This window comes from Knoellia altitudinis, from assembly GCF_042666355.1.
GTDB classification, from domain to species: domain Bacteria; phylum Actinomycetota; class Actinomycetes; order Actinomycetales; family Dermatophilaceae; genus Knoellia; species Knoellia altitudinis.
Map to the genome: position 1 here is coordinate 1,826,688 of NZ_JBHTDK010000001.1, position 12,464 is coordinate 1,839,151.

Sequence of the window (12,464 nt, forward strand, 5' to 3'; positions counted from 1 at the left end):
ACCCCGCATGAGCATCGGGCCGGTCCAGCAGACGTCAGCGACCTTCGTCGGTATGCCGGCCTTCCCCGAGGCCGCGCGCACCGCCCTGGCCAACACCCAGCAGCGGAGCAACCTGCGCAACGCGACCTCCACGATCCGCGCCAAGCGCGCCTCCGTCGTCGCCGAGGTGCCCGACTGGGAGGCGCTGCGGGTCGCCGGAGCCGCAGCGAAGGACGAGGCGCTGCACCACCTCGGCGACTATCTCGAGCAGCTCGAGGCGACGCTGACCGCGAACGGGGCTGTCGTCCACTGGGCACGCGACGCCGACGAGGCCAACCAGATCGTCATCGAGATCGCCCGCGCCAAGGAGGTCGAGGAGGTCGTCAAGGTCAAGTCGATGGCGACCCAGGAGATCGAGCTCAACGAGGCCCTCGAAGCGGTCGGCATCAACGCTTGGGAGACCGACCTCGCCGAGCTCATCGTCCAGCTCGGCCACGACCGGCCCAGCCACATCCTCGTGCCGGCGATCCACCGCAACCGCACTGAGATCCGCGACATCTTCACCCGCGAGATGGGCAAGGTCGGGCGCCCGGCACCGGAGGACCTCACCGACGACCCGGCTCGTCTCGCCGAGGCGGCGCGGGTCCACCTGCGCGAGAAGTTCCTGCGCGCCAAGGTTGCCGTCTCGGGCGCGAACTTCGCCATCGCCGAGACCGGGACCCTCGTCGTCGTCGAGTCCGAGGGCAACGGGCGGATGTGCCTGACCCTGCCCGAGACGCTCATCTCCGTGGTCGGCATCGAGAAGGTCCTGCCGAGGTGGGACGACCTCGGGCCGATGCTCCAGCTGTTGCCGCGCTCGAGCACGGGTGAGCGGATGAACCCCTACACGACCATGTGGTCCGGGGTGCACGAGGGCGATGGCCCCCAGGAGGTGCACGTCATCCTCCTCGACAACGGACGCAGCCACGTCCTTGCGGACTCGCTCGGGAGACAGGCGCTCCGGTGCATCCGCTGCTCGGCCTGCCTCAATGTGTGCCCCGTCTACGAACGCACGGGTGGTCACGCCTACGGGTCGGTCTACCCCGGACCGATCGGCGCCATCCTCAACCCGCAGCTGCGGGGGACGGCGAGCGAGATCGACCAGTCGCTGCCCTATGCCTCGAGCCTCTGCGGCGCGTGCTTCGACGCGTGCCCGGTCCGGATCAACATCCCCGAGCTGCTGGTCGAGCTGCGCGGCACCGTCGCGCAGCAGGGCGGTCACCGCGCCGAGTCGGCGGCGATGAAGGCAGCCGCGTGGGTGCTCTCCGACCCGAGGCGGCTGGCCGTGGCCCAGAAGGGCGCCACCACCGCCGGGCGCCTCATCGGGAAGCGCACGGTGCGCAGGGTCCCGGGACTGGGCGCGTGGACCGATGCCCGCGACGTGCCGACGCCACCGAAGGAGACCTTCCGCCAGTGGTGGGCGCGAGAGCACGAGGAACGCGGCGGCGAGGAAGGACAGCAGGAGGGGCGCGACGGCGACGGACCGTCCCCAGGGCGAGCGGACGGCATACCCGGCAGTGAAGGGCAGGGGCGATGAGTGCCCGCGACGAGATCCTCGGCCGGGTCCGAGCGGCCCTCACCGACGTGCAGACAGCGCCCGGCGCAGGTGCGGACCCCGTTGCCTCTGCCGAGGTGGCTGTCGGAGCGACCACCCCCCCAGGCGCGACGCGGGAGACGCTGGAGCTGTTCGCGGAGAACGTCGCCGACTACCGGGCGACCGTCGTCCGGGTCGACTCGGTGCTCGGCGAGGTCGGGGTCGGCTCCGCCGTCGCCGGGGCGCTGCGCGACCGCGGCTGCGCGTCGGCCGTCGTCCCCGGTGGGCTGGACCCCGCCTGGCGGGAGGCCGTCGCGGGGGCCGTCGAGATCCGTGACGAGGCCGACGCGGCGACCCCGCAGGTGCTCGACCAGGTCGACGCCGTCGTCACCGCCTCCGCCGTGGGCATCGCGACGACCGGCACCATCGTCCTCCACCACGGCGCGGACCAGGGGCGACGCGAGCTGACGCTGGTGCCGGACACCCACGTGTGCGTCATCAGGGCCGACCAGGTCGTCCGCGACGTGCCCGAGGCGGTGGCCCGGCTGCGCACCGAGTCCGGCCAGCAGCCGGCCCTCACCTGGATCAGTGGGCCGAGTGCGACGAGCGACATCGAGCTGCAGCGGGTCGAGGGCGTCCACGGTCCTCGTAACCTCATCGTGGTGATCGTCTCGACCGACACCGTGTCCTGAGCGGGCCCGGGTGAGAGGGTGACCTGATGGACATCGTCGACAGCAGCGAGGCGCCTGGTCCCACACCCGTGTTCTTTGTCGCGGGTGGGACCGGGATCTCGGCGGAGACCTTGGGCAACCTCATGCTCGCCCAGTTTCCGGGGCTGCACTTCACCCGTCGCAAGATCCCCTTCATCACCACGGTGGAGCAGGCCCGGACCGTCCTCGCCCAGATCGACGGTGTGACGACCGAGACGGTCGCGCCGTTGGTGTTCTCGACGGTGTCGGACCAGCAGATCCGTCAGGAGCTGCAGCGCACCAAGGCTGCCTTCATCGACCTGTTCGGCTCCCATCTCGACACCGTCGAGCGGGTGCTCCACGTCAACGCCACGCACAGCGCCACGGCCCTGCACGGCGTCGGTGACACCCTCCGCTACGACCGGCGGATGCAGGCCATCGAGTTCGCGATGGAGCACGACGACGGCGCGAGCCTGCGCAACCTCGAGCAGGCCGACCTCATCCTCGTGGCGCCGTCGCGGTGCGGCAAGACGCCGACGTCGATGTATCTCGCGCTCCAGCACGGCCTCAAGGTCGCGAACTACCCTCTCGTGCCCGAGGACTTCGACTCCGACCAGCTCCCGCGCCCCGTCAAGGAGCTCGGCGACAAGTGCTTCGGGCTCCTCTCCACGCCCGCCCGGCTCAGCCAGGTGAGAGGGGAACGCCGACCCGGGTCGACCTATGCGAGCCTCGCCCAGTGCAGCCACGAGCTGCGCCGGGCCGAGGCGCTCTACCGGGCGCACCGGATCCCGTCGATCAACTCCGCCAAGATGTCCGTGGAGGAGATGGCGACCGTCATCATGCAGAGCAGCCGCCTGCCCGACCTCGGCTGACCAGAATCACGAAAGGACCGCCATGACCGCCACCGACCAGGGCACCGCCGACGAGGGCAGCTCCAGCGAGAACGTCGTCTGGTTCGCCGACCTCGGCCTCCACGACGTCGAGCGGGTCGGCGGCAAGAACGCCTCGCTCGGCGAGATGGTCCAGCACCTGTCCAAGGCGGGGGTGCGGGTGCCCGACGGCTTCGCGACCACCGCCGAGGCCTACCGCCGCTTCCTCTCGCACGAGGGCCTCGCCGACCACATCAACTCCGTCCTGGCCGACCTCGACGTGGAGGACACGCGCGCGCTCGTCGTCGCCGGCGCCGAGATCCGCGACTCGGTCGAGAAGCAGCCGTTCCCGGCTGATCTCGAGACCGAGATCCGCACGGCATACGAGCGCCTCGTGGGTGACTCGGGCGAGGAGGTGAGCTGGGCCGTGCGCTCGAGCGCGACGGCCGAGGACCTGCCCGACGCCAGCTTCGCCGGGCAGCAGGAGACCTTCCTCAACGTCCGCGGCATCGACAACATCCTGCTGGCGATCAAGCGGGTCTTCGCCTCGCTCTACAACGACCGGGCCATCGCCTACCGCGTGCACAGCAACTTCGACCACGAGTCGGTCGCGTTGTCGGCCGGCATCCAGCGCATGGTCCGCTCCGACATCGGGTCCTCCGGCGTCATGTTCACCATCGACACCGAGTCCGGCTTCTCCGACGCCGTCTTCATCACGAGCAGCTACGGGCTCGGGGAGGCCGTCGTCCAGGGCGCCGTCAACCCCGACGAGTTCTACGTCTACAAGCCGGCGCTGCGCGAGGGTCGCCTCGCCATCCTCAAGCGCGGCGTCGGTGGCAAGGCCACCAAGATGGTCTACACGCAGGACGACGCCGTCGGTCGCTCGATCGACTTCGTCGACGTCGACCCCGCCGACCAGGCCCGCCTCAGCCTCACCGACGCCGAGGTCACCGAGCTCGCCGAGCACGCCCTCAAGATCGAGGAGCACTACGGCCGCCCCATGGACATCGAGTGGGGCAAGGACGGCGTCGACGGCCAGCTCTACATCCTCCAGGCGCGACCCGAGACGGTGAAGTCGCGACAGACCGGCAACACGCTGCGGCGCTTCCGCATGGACGAGACCGGCCCCGTCCTCGTCGAGGGTCGGGCCATCGGGCAGAAGATCGGCGCCGGAGCGGTCCGCGTCCTGGCGTCGGCCGAGGCCATGCACGACTTCGAGGCGGGCGAGGTGCTCGTCGCCGACATGACCGACCCCGACTGGGAGCCGGTGATGAAGCGCGCCAGCGCCATCGTCACCAACCGCGGCGGCCGCACCTGCCACGCGGCGATCATCGCGCGCGAGCTCGGCATCCCCGCCGTCGTCGGCACCGGCTCGGCGACCCGTGACCTCGCCGACGGGCGCGAGGTCACCGTCTCGTGCGCCGAGGGTGACACCGGCTTGGTCTATGACGGGCTGCGGGAGTTCTCGGTGTCCGAGACCGAGCTCGACGACATGCCCGACGTGCCGGTCAAGATCATGATGAACGTCGGCACCCCGGAGCAGGCCTTCGAGTTCTCCCGCCTGCCGCACAGGGGGATCGGGCTCGCCCGGCTCGAGTTCATCATCAACCGCCAGATCGGGATCCACCCGCGCGCGCTGCTCGAGCTCGACGACCAGGAGCCCGACATCAGGGCCGAGATCGAGGCGCTCATCGCGGCCTATGACTCGCCCCGCGACTTCTTCGTCCAGCGCGTCGCCGAGGGCATCTCGATGTTGGCGGCCGCCTTTGCGCCGGAGCCGGTCATCGTGCGGATGAGCGACTTCAAGTCGAACGAGTATGCCGGCCTGCTGGGTGGCGCTCGCTACGAACCTCACGAGGAGAACCCGATGATCGGCTACCGGGGTGCCGCGAGGTATCTCTCCGCCGACTTCGCCGAGTGCTTCGCGATGGAGGCCGAGGCGTTGAAGCTGGTGCGCGACGAGATGGGGCTGACCAACGTCAAGGTGATGATCCCGTTCGTGCGCACCGTCGCCGAGGCCGAGGGGGTCATCGACCTGCTCGGACAGCACGGCCTCGTGCGCGGCGAGAACGACCTCCAGGTCGTCATGATGTGCGAGGTTCCGTCGAACGCCGTCAACGCCGACGCCTTCCTCGACCACTTCGACGGCTTCTCGATCGGGTCCAACGACCTCACCCAGCTCACCCTCGGGCTCGACCGCGACTCCTCCCTCGTGGCCGGCAGCTTCGACGAGCGCGACCCCGCGGTCAAGAAGATGCTGACCATGGCGATCGAGGCGTGCAAGGCCCGTGGCAAGTACGTCGGCATCTGCGGGCAGGGTCCGTCCGACCACCCCGACCTCGCCGACTGGCTGCTCGACCAGGGCATCGAGTCGATGTCGCTCAACCCGGACACCGTCGTCGACACGTGGCTGCGACTGGCCAAGCGCGCCGGCTGAGCCGAGGACGCCTGCGCGCGAGCGAGCCAGAGGTGGTGAGCCGGCCACCGATGGGTGGTCGGCTCACCGCTTTCTGACTCGCTCGGAGGCGGCTTCAGGCGTAGAAGGCCCGGATCGCTCCGGCCAGCTCCTCAGGCACCTCCATCGAGGCGAAGTGGCCACCGCGCTCGTGCTCGGTCCACGAGACGATGTTGGTGTTGTCGCGCTCGGCGAAGGGGCGCATCGAGCGGAAGTCGTCAGCGAAGACGGCGACCCCGATCCGGCCCTCGTTGACGCGGGCCTCCACCGACTTCTCGGTGTAGTAGTAGCGGGCCGCGGCCGCGCTGCTGTTGGTGAACCAGTAGAGGCTGACCTGGGTGAGGACCTGGTCGCGCGTCAGGGTCGCGGTGCCGTTGCCGAAGTTCTCGAAGAGCTCGTTGTAGGCGAGCTGCCCGACCGGCGAGTCGCTGAGGGCGGCCGCGATCGTCTGCGGGCGTGAGGCGTTCATCTGCGCGAACCCGTTGACGGTCTGGAACCAGCCGGCGAACTCGAGCGCCGCGTAGTCCGTCGGCGTCATCCTCTCGAACTCGGCCGGGTCGCCCGACGGGAACGAGAAGAGCTGGAGGACGTGCGCGCCGAGGAACCCCTCTGGACCCTGCATCGCGAGCTCGCGCGAGACCATCGCGCCGTTGTCGGAGCCGTGGGCGCCGTAGGAGTCGTAGCCGAGGCCGCGCATCAGCGTGTCCCAGGTGCGGGCGACGCGGGCGGTGTCCCACTCGCCGTCCGAGAGCGGCTGGCTGAAGCCGATGCCGGGCAGGCCGGGGATGACGAGGTGGAACGCGTCGGTGAGGTGCGGGATGAGGTCGAGGAAGTCGACGAACGAGCCGGGGTAGGTGTGGGCGAGCAGGAGCGGGGTGGCGTCCTCGTTGGCGCTGCGGACGTGGAGGAAGTGGATGGTCTGGCCGTCGACCTCGGTGAGGAACTGCGGGTGGGCGTTCATCGCCTCCTCCTGGGCGCGCCAGTCGAAGCCGTGCTGCCAGTGCTCGACCATCGTGCGGAGGTAGGAGACCGGGGCGCCGTGGCTCCAGTCGTCGGTGCCGGTCTCGGTGGTGGGCTCGGCGGCGTAGCGGGTGCCGGCCAGGCGGTGCTGGAGGTCGTCCAGCTCGGTCTGCGGGATCGCGACGGTGAAGGGTCGGAGGGACAGAGCCTGGGACTTCTCGTGGGTGGTCATGGAAGGAAGGTATGAGGGGTTCCGGCACGGTTCGTTCCTGATTAGGATCGGTGTCCCAGAAGTTCTCGTGAGGGGGACATGGTGCTCCAGACCTCGGCTCGGCTGCTCGCCCTGCTCGGCCAGCTGCAGGCCCGCGACCTCGTCTCGGGCGCCGAGCTCGCGACTCGCCTCGACGTGGGCGAGCGCACGACCCGCAAGGACATCGAGCGGCTGCGCGAGCTGGGCTACCCGATCGACTCGGTGCGGGGACCTGCCGGCGGCTACCTCTTCGGCGACCATGGCCGGCTGCCGCCGCTGCTTCTCGAGCCGGACGAGGCGGTGGCGGTGGCCGTCGGGCTGGGGTCCGTCGCGGCCGTGCGGGGCATCGAGGAGTCGAGTGCCCTGGCGCTGGCCAAGCTGGAGCACGTGCTGCCGGACCGGCTCCGGCGGCGGGTGCGAGCGCTCCACGAGAGCACCGACATCGGCCTCAACAACACCGAGAGCAACGTCCAGGCCCCGCCCGTCGACGTCGCGGTCCTCGCCGAGCTGGCCTCGGCGGTGCGTGACCGGGAGGGTCTGCGGTTCTTCTATCGACCGGGCGGCCGCGACGAGGAGGAGCGGGTCGAGGCCGACCCCTACCGGCTCGTCAGCTGGCACGAGCGCTGGTACGTCGTCGCCCGTCGTCGCCCGTCAGGGGCCTGGCAGGTCTTCCGCGTCGACTGGCTGCAGCTGCGGACGCCCGGAGCGGGGCGCTTCGTCGCGGATCCCCTCGAGGGTGGCGACTATTCGTCCTTCGTGCTGCGTGAGGTCGCGTTCTCGGGCTGGAGCTTCCACTGCCGGATCGCCGTCGACGCGCCCGCCGCAGAGGTGCTGTCCCGCATCCACGCGGCTGTGGGGGTGGTCGAGACGGTCGACGACACCCACTCCGTCCTTGTCACCGGCGGCGACAGCCTCGAGATCGTCGCCGTGTGGATCGGGATGCTCGGCCTTGACTTCCACGTCACCGAGCCACCCGAGCTCATCGAGCACCTGCGCCTGCTCGGCCGTCGCTACGCCAGGTCCGTTCCGCCGCTCTGAGGTATGCCGTCCGCCCACCTCACAGCATCCGGCGCAGCTGTCCGTGCCTGGCGTGAGCCAGGTGGAGGCCGATGTGGGCCACCAGGGCGGCGAAGAAGGCGATGTGCGCAGCCACGTGCAGGCCCACCCAGTCGGCGCCCGCGAAGAGCAGCAACAGGCCGCTCGCCGGGACGAGGAAGAGACTCGCGAGCAGGGCCTTCTCGGTCAGGCCGGCGACCCTGCGCGCGAGGGGCCCCAGGTGTTCGGCCCACGGTGGGAGTCCCGTCCGCCGCCAGAGCACCCGGACCACGCCGAGGGCGAGGATGAGCAGGCCCAGGCCGACATGGGCGAGTGGGAGGCTGGGCTCGGTCGGGCGGCTGAGCGCATCGCGGACGAACTCGTCCTCGGCCTCGTCCGCCCGGGCATCCAGCTCGTCCTCGAGCCGGTCGACCTCGTCGCGAGCCGTATCCCGCGCGTCACCGTCGAGGTCCTTGGCCTGCTCCTCGAGCTGCTCGAGCCTTGCCTCGTCCACGGCGAACGCCGACTCGTCGGCCTCCATCGTCCAGCCGACGAAGAACTGGGCGGCCAGCACCACGACGGTCAGCCAGTGAAGGGACTTGGTGACGAAGCCGTAGCCGTGAGGGCCGTTGCGCCAGTGCATGCCTCGACCCTAGGGCCCGCGGGGGTCGGGAGCGTCAGGGCAGGACGAAGGCCCCCCGACCACAAGGGTCAGGGGGCCTTCGCTGAGATCAGATGTCTCGAAGGTGGTGAAGGGTCAGATGCCCTTGACCTTCTCAGCCTGCGGGCCCTTGGGGCCCTGCGTGACGTCGAACTCGACCTTCTGGCCTTCCTGGAGCTCGCGGTAGCCGCCGCTCTCGATGGCCGAGTAGTGAACGAAGACGTCAGCGCCGCCGCCGTCCTGCTCGATGAAGCCGAAGCCCTTTTCGCTGTTGAACCACTTCACGGTGCCGGTTGCCACTTGGTGTTGCCTTTTCTGTAGTGCGAGTACTCCCGTGTGGAGCACTCATGCTGCCGATGCTCACACCCGTAGGACCCACGCGAGCCTTCGCGTAGTTTCTCGGTCGTGTCGGCCACGCGGACGTGGACTGGAAAGGCAACAGTGATGACCGTAGCAGCCTTCGTGCCTTCCGTCCTACAGAGCGCCACCGATGTCTGAGACGTGGGCGTGGCGGACACGGAAGGGGGCGGACGGCATACATCGCTCTTGACTTATATAAGTGGTGGCGCAATCATGGACGTGTGCACGCACTCGATGTCCTCGGAGACCCGGTTCGCCGGCGCATCCTCGAGCTGCTGGCTGAGGGCGAGACGAGCGCCGGCGCCGTCGGCGCGACGATCGGTGGAGAGTTCGGGATCAGCCAGCCCGCGGTGTCCCAACACCTGAAGGTGTTGCGGGACAACGGTTTTGCCACTGTGCGACCCGAGGGAACCAGACGTCTGTATGCCGTGGACCCCCGCGGGCCCACTGAGGCGCGGGAGTGGTTGTCGGCCTTCGAGCGCTTCTGGCTGCCCAAGCTGGCCGCCCTCGACACCGAGCTCGCCAGAGGGCGCCGACAGCGCCGTCTCGAGAGCAGTCCCCCGCCGAGCCCCGAGAAGGCCCATCCAGAGCGCAAGCCGAAGTCCACGTCCAAGAACACGTCCAAGAACCCACAGAAGGAGACCTGACCATGGTCGATGTCCTGTCCCAGCTCGGCGCCGTCACCCGCGAGCTCCGCATCGCCGACCTCGACGGGGAGCCGGCGCACGTCCAGTCGCTCCAGCAGAGCTATCCCTCCCCGATCGCCGACGTGTGGGACGCGGTGACGTCGGCCGACCGGATCCAGCGCTGGTTCCTCCCCGTGTCGGGCGACCTCAGGGTCGGTGGACGCTTCCAGTTCGAGGGCCAGGCCGGCGGCGAGATCGTCGAGTGCGAGCCACCCACCGGCGACTCCGCCGACGCCGCGCGGGTCCTCGTGACGTGGGAGTACGGCGGCGGCGTCACGTGGCTGAGCCTGCGACTCACGAGCGAGGGGGAGGGGACCAGCCTCCGGCTCGAGCACGTGGCCAAGGCCGCCGACGTGCCGGCCGAGATGTGGGACGCCTTCGGGCCCGGCGCGACGGGTGTCGGGTGGGACGGCGGGCTGCTCGGCCTCTCGCTCCACCTGGGCGCGGTCGAGGGTTCGCTCGCGCCGAGCGAGGCGCAGGCGTGGGCCGCGACCGACGAGGGCAGGCAGTTCTACCGTGGTGCCGCCGACGGGTGGGGCGCCGCGCACGAGGCGTCCGGCGCCGACCCTGACGTGGCGGCCAAGGGCGCCGACGCGACCTACGGGTTCTACACGGGCACCTGAGATGAGTGCAGTGGTCGACCTCAACAGCGACCTCGGTGAGGGCTTCGGGCGTTGGACCCTCGGTGACGACGAGGCCATGCTCGATCTCGTCACGAGCGCCAACGTGGCCTGTGGCTTCCACGCCGGAGACCCGAGCATCCTGCGACGCGTGTGCGCTCGGGCCGCCGAGCGAGGAGTCGCCGTCGGCGCCCAGGTGGGCTACCGGGACCTCGCGGGCTTCGGCCGCCGGCACATCGACGTCGACCCCGCCGAGCTCGTCAACGAGGTGATCTACCAGATCGGCGCCCTCGACGGCATCGCCCGCGTCGAGGGGAGCCGGGTCATCTACGTCAAGCCGCACGGTGCGCTCTACAACGACGCGGCGAGCAACCAGGCGACAGCGAGGGCTGTCGCCGAGGCCATCGCGCTGTATGACCGATCGCTCCCGCTCGTCGGGCTGGCCGGCTCGGAGCTGCTCGTCGCGGCCGAGGCGGCAGGGCTCGAGGCGGTGGCCGAGGCGTTCGCCGATCGCGCCTACACCGCTGAAGGCCTGCTGGCGTCGCGGCGCGAGGACGGCGCGGTCCTGCACGACCCCGTGGCCATCGCGGCCCGGTGCGTCCGACTCGTCACCGACGGAACCATCGACGCCATCGACGGGTCGAGCGTCCCCGTCGCCGCACGGTCGATCTGTGTGCACGGCGACACCGAGGGCGCTGTCGCCATCGCGGCCGCTGTGCGTCGGGCGCTCGAGGGCGCAGGCATCACGATCCAGGCGTTCACCGCTCCACCGCCCCCGTCGTCCACAGCGTCCGGCTCGACCGGGGCGTGACCACCTCATGAGGCGGCTGCTGTCCGCCGGCCACCGCGGGCTCCTCGTCGAGTGCGACGACCTCGAGGAGGTCATGGCCCTGCACCGCGCCGTCGAGGCGTCGCGTCCCGGCGGGGTCGTCGACCTCGTCCCGGCCGCCCGCACGCTGCTCCTCACCTTCGACGGGACGACGACCCGTGCTGACGTGGCCGCAGCCGTGGACGCCGCCGGAGCCCGCGCCGACGTCGCCGACTCGGCCCCGGACCCGGACCGGCCCGAGGTCGTCATCCCGGTGACCTACGACGGTCCCGACCTGGTCGTCGTCGCGGAGCTGACCGGCCTGCCCGTCGCCGAGGTCGTGCGCCGCCACCAGGGCGCGGAACACGTCGTCGCGTTCACCGGCTTCGCGCCGGGCTTTGCCTACCTCGCGGGCGGTGGCCGCGAGCTGCACGTGCCGCGTCGTGACACCCCTCGCACCCGGGTCCCGGCTGGGTCCGTTGCCCTCGGAGGCGAGTTCACCGGCATCTACCCACGCCAGGGTCCGGGCGGGTGGCAGCTCATCGGCCGGACCGACATCGTCCTGTGGGACCTGCGCCGAGACCAGCCGGCCCTGCTCACTCCCGGGTCGCGGGTCCGCTTCACGGAGGTCGCCTCGTGATCGAGGTGGTGCGTTCCGGCCCGCTCACGACGATCCAGGACCTGGGACGTCCCGGCCACGCACACCTCGGCGTGGGGCGTTCGGGGGCGGTCGACCGTCCGAGCCTGCGCCTGGCCAACCGGCTCGTCGGCAACGCCGAGGGTGCGGCGGCGCTCGAGGCCACCTTCGGCGGACTCGTCCTGCGGGCCACGCACCCCGCCACCGTGGCCCTCACCGGTGCACCCTGCGACGTCGTCGTGGGGAGTCGGGCGCGCGACCTGTTCGCTCCGCTCGCGCTGGCCGCCGGTGACGTGCTCGAGATCGGTATGCCGTCTCGCGGGATCCGCACCTACCTCGCCGTGCGCGGTGGCATCGAGTGTGAGGCCGTCCTCGGGTCGCGCGCCACGGACCTCCTGTCGCGTCTCGGTCCGGCGCCGCTGCGGGACGGCGACGTGCTCGCGGTCGGACGCCCCGACGGCGACGTGCCGGCTGTCGACGTGGTCCCGGTCAGCGCACTGCCCGACGAGCCGGTGCTGAGGGTGGTGCCGGGCCCTCGTGCGGACTGGTTCGCGCCCGAGACGCTGAGCGCTATGGGGCGGACGGCATACCGGGTGACGCCCTCCTCGGACCGGGTCGGCGTGCGTCTCGACGGCCCGCCTCTGGAGCGCTCACACGCCGGAGAGCTCCCGTCCGAGGGGATGGTCGAGGGCGCCCTCCAAGTGCCACCCGACGGGCACCCGGTGATCTTCCTCGCCGACCATCCGGTCACCGGCGGCTACCCGGTCATCGCCGTGGTCCACCCCGACGACGTCCCGGCCGCCGCCCAGCTGCGCCCGGGCCAGCGGGTGCGCTTCGCGCTCGGCCCACCCCTGCTCTGAGCCGGCCCGCGCGCACCGGGCC

Annotated in this window: 13 protein-coding genes; 10 read left to right on the forward strand and 3 right to left on the reverse strand. The window is 70.8% G+C overall.

Annotated elements, in window-relative coordinates; genetic code table 11:
- Positions 1–7: 7 nt before the first annotated feature.
- The 4 genes from ACFQW8_RS08555 to ppsA are packed head-to-tail and all read left to right on the forward strand — an operon-like array spanning position 8 to position 5,547.
- Entirely contained in the window at positions 8–1,555 is a 1,548-nt protein-coding gene (locus ACFQW8_RS08555) for a LutB/LldF family L-lactate oxidation iron-sulfur protein (protein ID WP_380086578.1), read from the forward strand.
- Entirely contained in the window at positions 1,552–2,244 is a 693-nt protein-coding gene (locus ACFQW8_RS08560; RefSeq protein ID WP_380086579.1) for a LutC/YkgG family protein, read from the forward strand. The genes ACFQW8_RS08555 and ACFQW8_RS08560 overlap by 4 nt, the downstream gene beginning before the upstream one ends.
- Before the next feature lie 26 nt (positions 2,245–2,270).
- Positions 2,271–3,113 (forward strand): pyruvate, water dikinase regulatory protein, encoded by an 843-nt coding sequence (locus ACFQW8_RS08565; protein ID WP_380086580.1) that lies wholly within the window; start codon positions 2,271–2,273, stop codon positions 3,111–3,113.
- A 22-nt stretch (positions 3,114–3,135) separates the two neighbouring features.
- Positions 3,136–5,547 carry a phosphoenolpyruvate synthase gene (ppsA, locus tag ACFQW8_RS08570; protein ID WP_380086581.1) on the forward strand — a complete coding sequence of 804 codons (2,412 nt, stop codon included), beginning with the start codon at positions 3,136–3,138 and terminating at the stop codon, positions 5,545–5,547.
- A gap of 94 nt (positions 5,548–5,641) precedes the next feature.
- On the opposite strand, the gene ACFQW8_RS08575 is transcribed toward ppsA, so the two are convergent.
- Positions 5,642–6,757, reverse strand: coding sequence for an epoxide hydrolase family protein (locus ACFQW8_RS08575; RefSeq protein ID WP_380086582.1), 1,116 nt, complete (start codon positions 6,755–6,757; stop codon positions 5,642–5,644).
- A gap of 78 nt (positions 6,758–6,835) precedes the next feature.
- Between ACFQW8_RS08575 and ACFQW8_RS08580 the strand changes: the two genes are divergently transcribed.
- Entirely contained in the window at positions 6,836–7,813 is a 978-nt protein-coding gene (locus ACFQW8_RS08580; RefSeq protein WP_449274532.1) for a helix-turn-helix transcriptional regulator, read from the forward strand.
- Positions 7,814–7,832: 19 nt separating this feature from the next.
- On the opposite strand, the gene ACFQW8_RS08585 is transcribed toward ACFQW8_RS08580, so the two are convergent.
- Positions 7,833–8,453 carry a cytochrome b/b6 domain-containing protein gene (locus ACFQW8_RS08585; RefSeq protein ID WP_380086583.1) on the reverse strand — a complete coding sequence of 207 codons (621 nt, stop codon included), beginning with the start codon at positions 8,451–8,453 and terminating at the stop codon, positions 7,833–7,835.
- 114 nt (positions 8,454–8,567) lie between these two features.
- Positions 8,568–8,771, reverse strand: coding sequence for a cold-shock protein (locus ACFQW8_RS08590; RefSeq protein ID WP_009777120.1), 204 nt, complete (start codon positions 8,769–8,771; stop codon positions 8,568–8,570).
- A gap of 281 nt (positions 8,772–9,052) precedes the next feature.
- Between ACFQW8_RS08590 and ACFQW8_RS08595 the strand changes: the two genes are divergently transcribed.
- From ACFQW8_RS08595 to ACFQW8_RS08615, 5 genes are read left to right on the forward strand one after another with little or no spacing between them, the layout of a single operon-like run.
- Complete coding sequence (locus ACFQW8_RS08595; protein WP_380086584.1) at positions 9,053–9,478, forward strand: ArsR/SmtB family transcription factor; 426 nt, start codon at positions 9,053–9,055, stop codon at positions 9,476–9,478.
- Between the two features lie 2 nt (positions 9,479–9,480).
- Positions 9,481–10,140, forward strand: coding sequence for an SRPBCC domain-containing protein (locus ACFQW8_RS08600; protein ID WP_380086585.1), 660 nt, complete (start codon positions 9,481–9,483; stop codon positions 10,138–10,140).
- A 1-nt stretch (position 10,141) separates the two neighbouring features.
- Positions 10,142–10,948, forward strand: coding sequence for a LamB/YcsF family protein (locus ACFQW8_RS08605; RefSeq protein WP_380086586.1), 807 nt, complete (start codon positions 10,142–10,144; stop codon positions 10,946–10,948).
- A gap of 7 nt (positions 10,949–10,955) precedes the next feature.
- A complete protein-coding gene (locus ACFQW8_RS08610) occupies positions 10,956–11,585 on the forward strand; it encodes a 5-oxoprolinase subunit B family protein (protein ID WP_380086587.1) in 630 nt (209 codons plus the stop codon).
- Positions 11,582–12,442: a 5-oxoprolinase subunit C family protein gene (locus tag ACFQW8_RS08615; RefSeq protein ID WP_380086588.1), complete on the forward strand. Its 861-nt coding sequence runs from the start codon at positions 11,582–11,584 to the stop codon at positions 12,440–12,442. The genes ACFQW8_RS08610 and ACFQW8_RS08615 overlap by 4 nt, the downstream gene beginning before the upstream one ends.
- The last annotated feature ends 22 nt before the right edge of the window (positions 12,443–12,464 follow it).

Bases quoted from the DNA above. Each gene is read 5' to 3' on its own strand.
- ACFQW8_RS08575 (WP_380086582.1), bottom strand. From the start codon at position 6,757: ATGACCACCCACGAGAAGTCCCAGGCTCTGTCCCTCCGACCCTTCACC.
- ACFQW8_RS08610 (WP_380086587.1), top strand. From the start codon at position 10,956: ATGAGGCGGCTGCTGTCCGCCGGCCACCGCGGGCTCCTCGTCGAGTGC.
- ACFQW8_RS08565 (WP_380086580.1), top strand. From the start codon at position 2,271: ATGGACATCGTCGACAGCAGCGAGGCGCCTGGTCCCACACCCGTGTTC.
- ACFQW8_RS08560 (WP_380086579.1), top strand. From the start codon at position 1,552: ATGAGTGCCCGCGACGAGATCCTCGGCCGGGTCCGAGCGGCCCTCACC.
- ACFQW8_RS08585 (WP_380086583.1), bottom strand. From the start codon at position 8,453: ATGCACTGGCGCAACGGCCCTCACGGCTACGGCTTCGTCACCAAGTCC.
- ppsA (WP_380086581.1), top strand. From the start codon at position 3,136: ATGACCGCCACCGACCAGGGCACCGCCGACGAGGGCAGCTCCAGCGAG.
- ACFQW8_RS08580 (WP_449274532.1), top strand. From the start codon at position 6,836: ATGGTGCTCCAGACCTCGGCTCGGCTGCTCGCCCTGCTCGGCCAGCTG.
- ACFQW8_RS08605 (WP_380086586.1), top strand. From the start codon at position 10,142: ATGAGTGCAGTGGTCGACCTCAACAGCGACCTCGGTGAGGGCTTCGGG.
- ACFQW8_RS08600 (WP_380086585.1), top strand. From the start codon at position 9,481: ATGGTCGATGTCCTGTCCCAGCTCGGCGCCGTCACCCGCGAGCTCCGC.
- ACFQW8_RS08555 (WP_380086578.1), top strand. From the start codon at position 8: ATGAGCATCGGGCCGGTCCAGCAGACGTCAGCGACCTTCGTCGGTATG.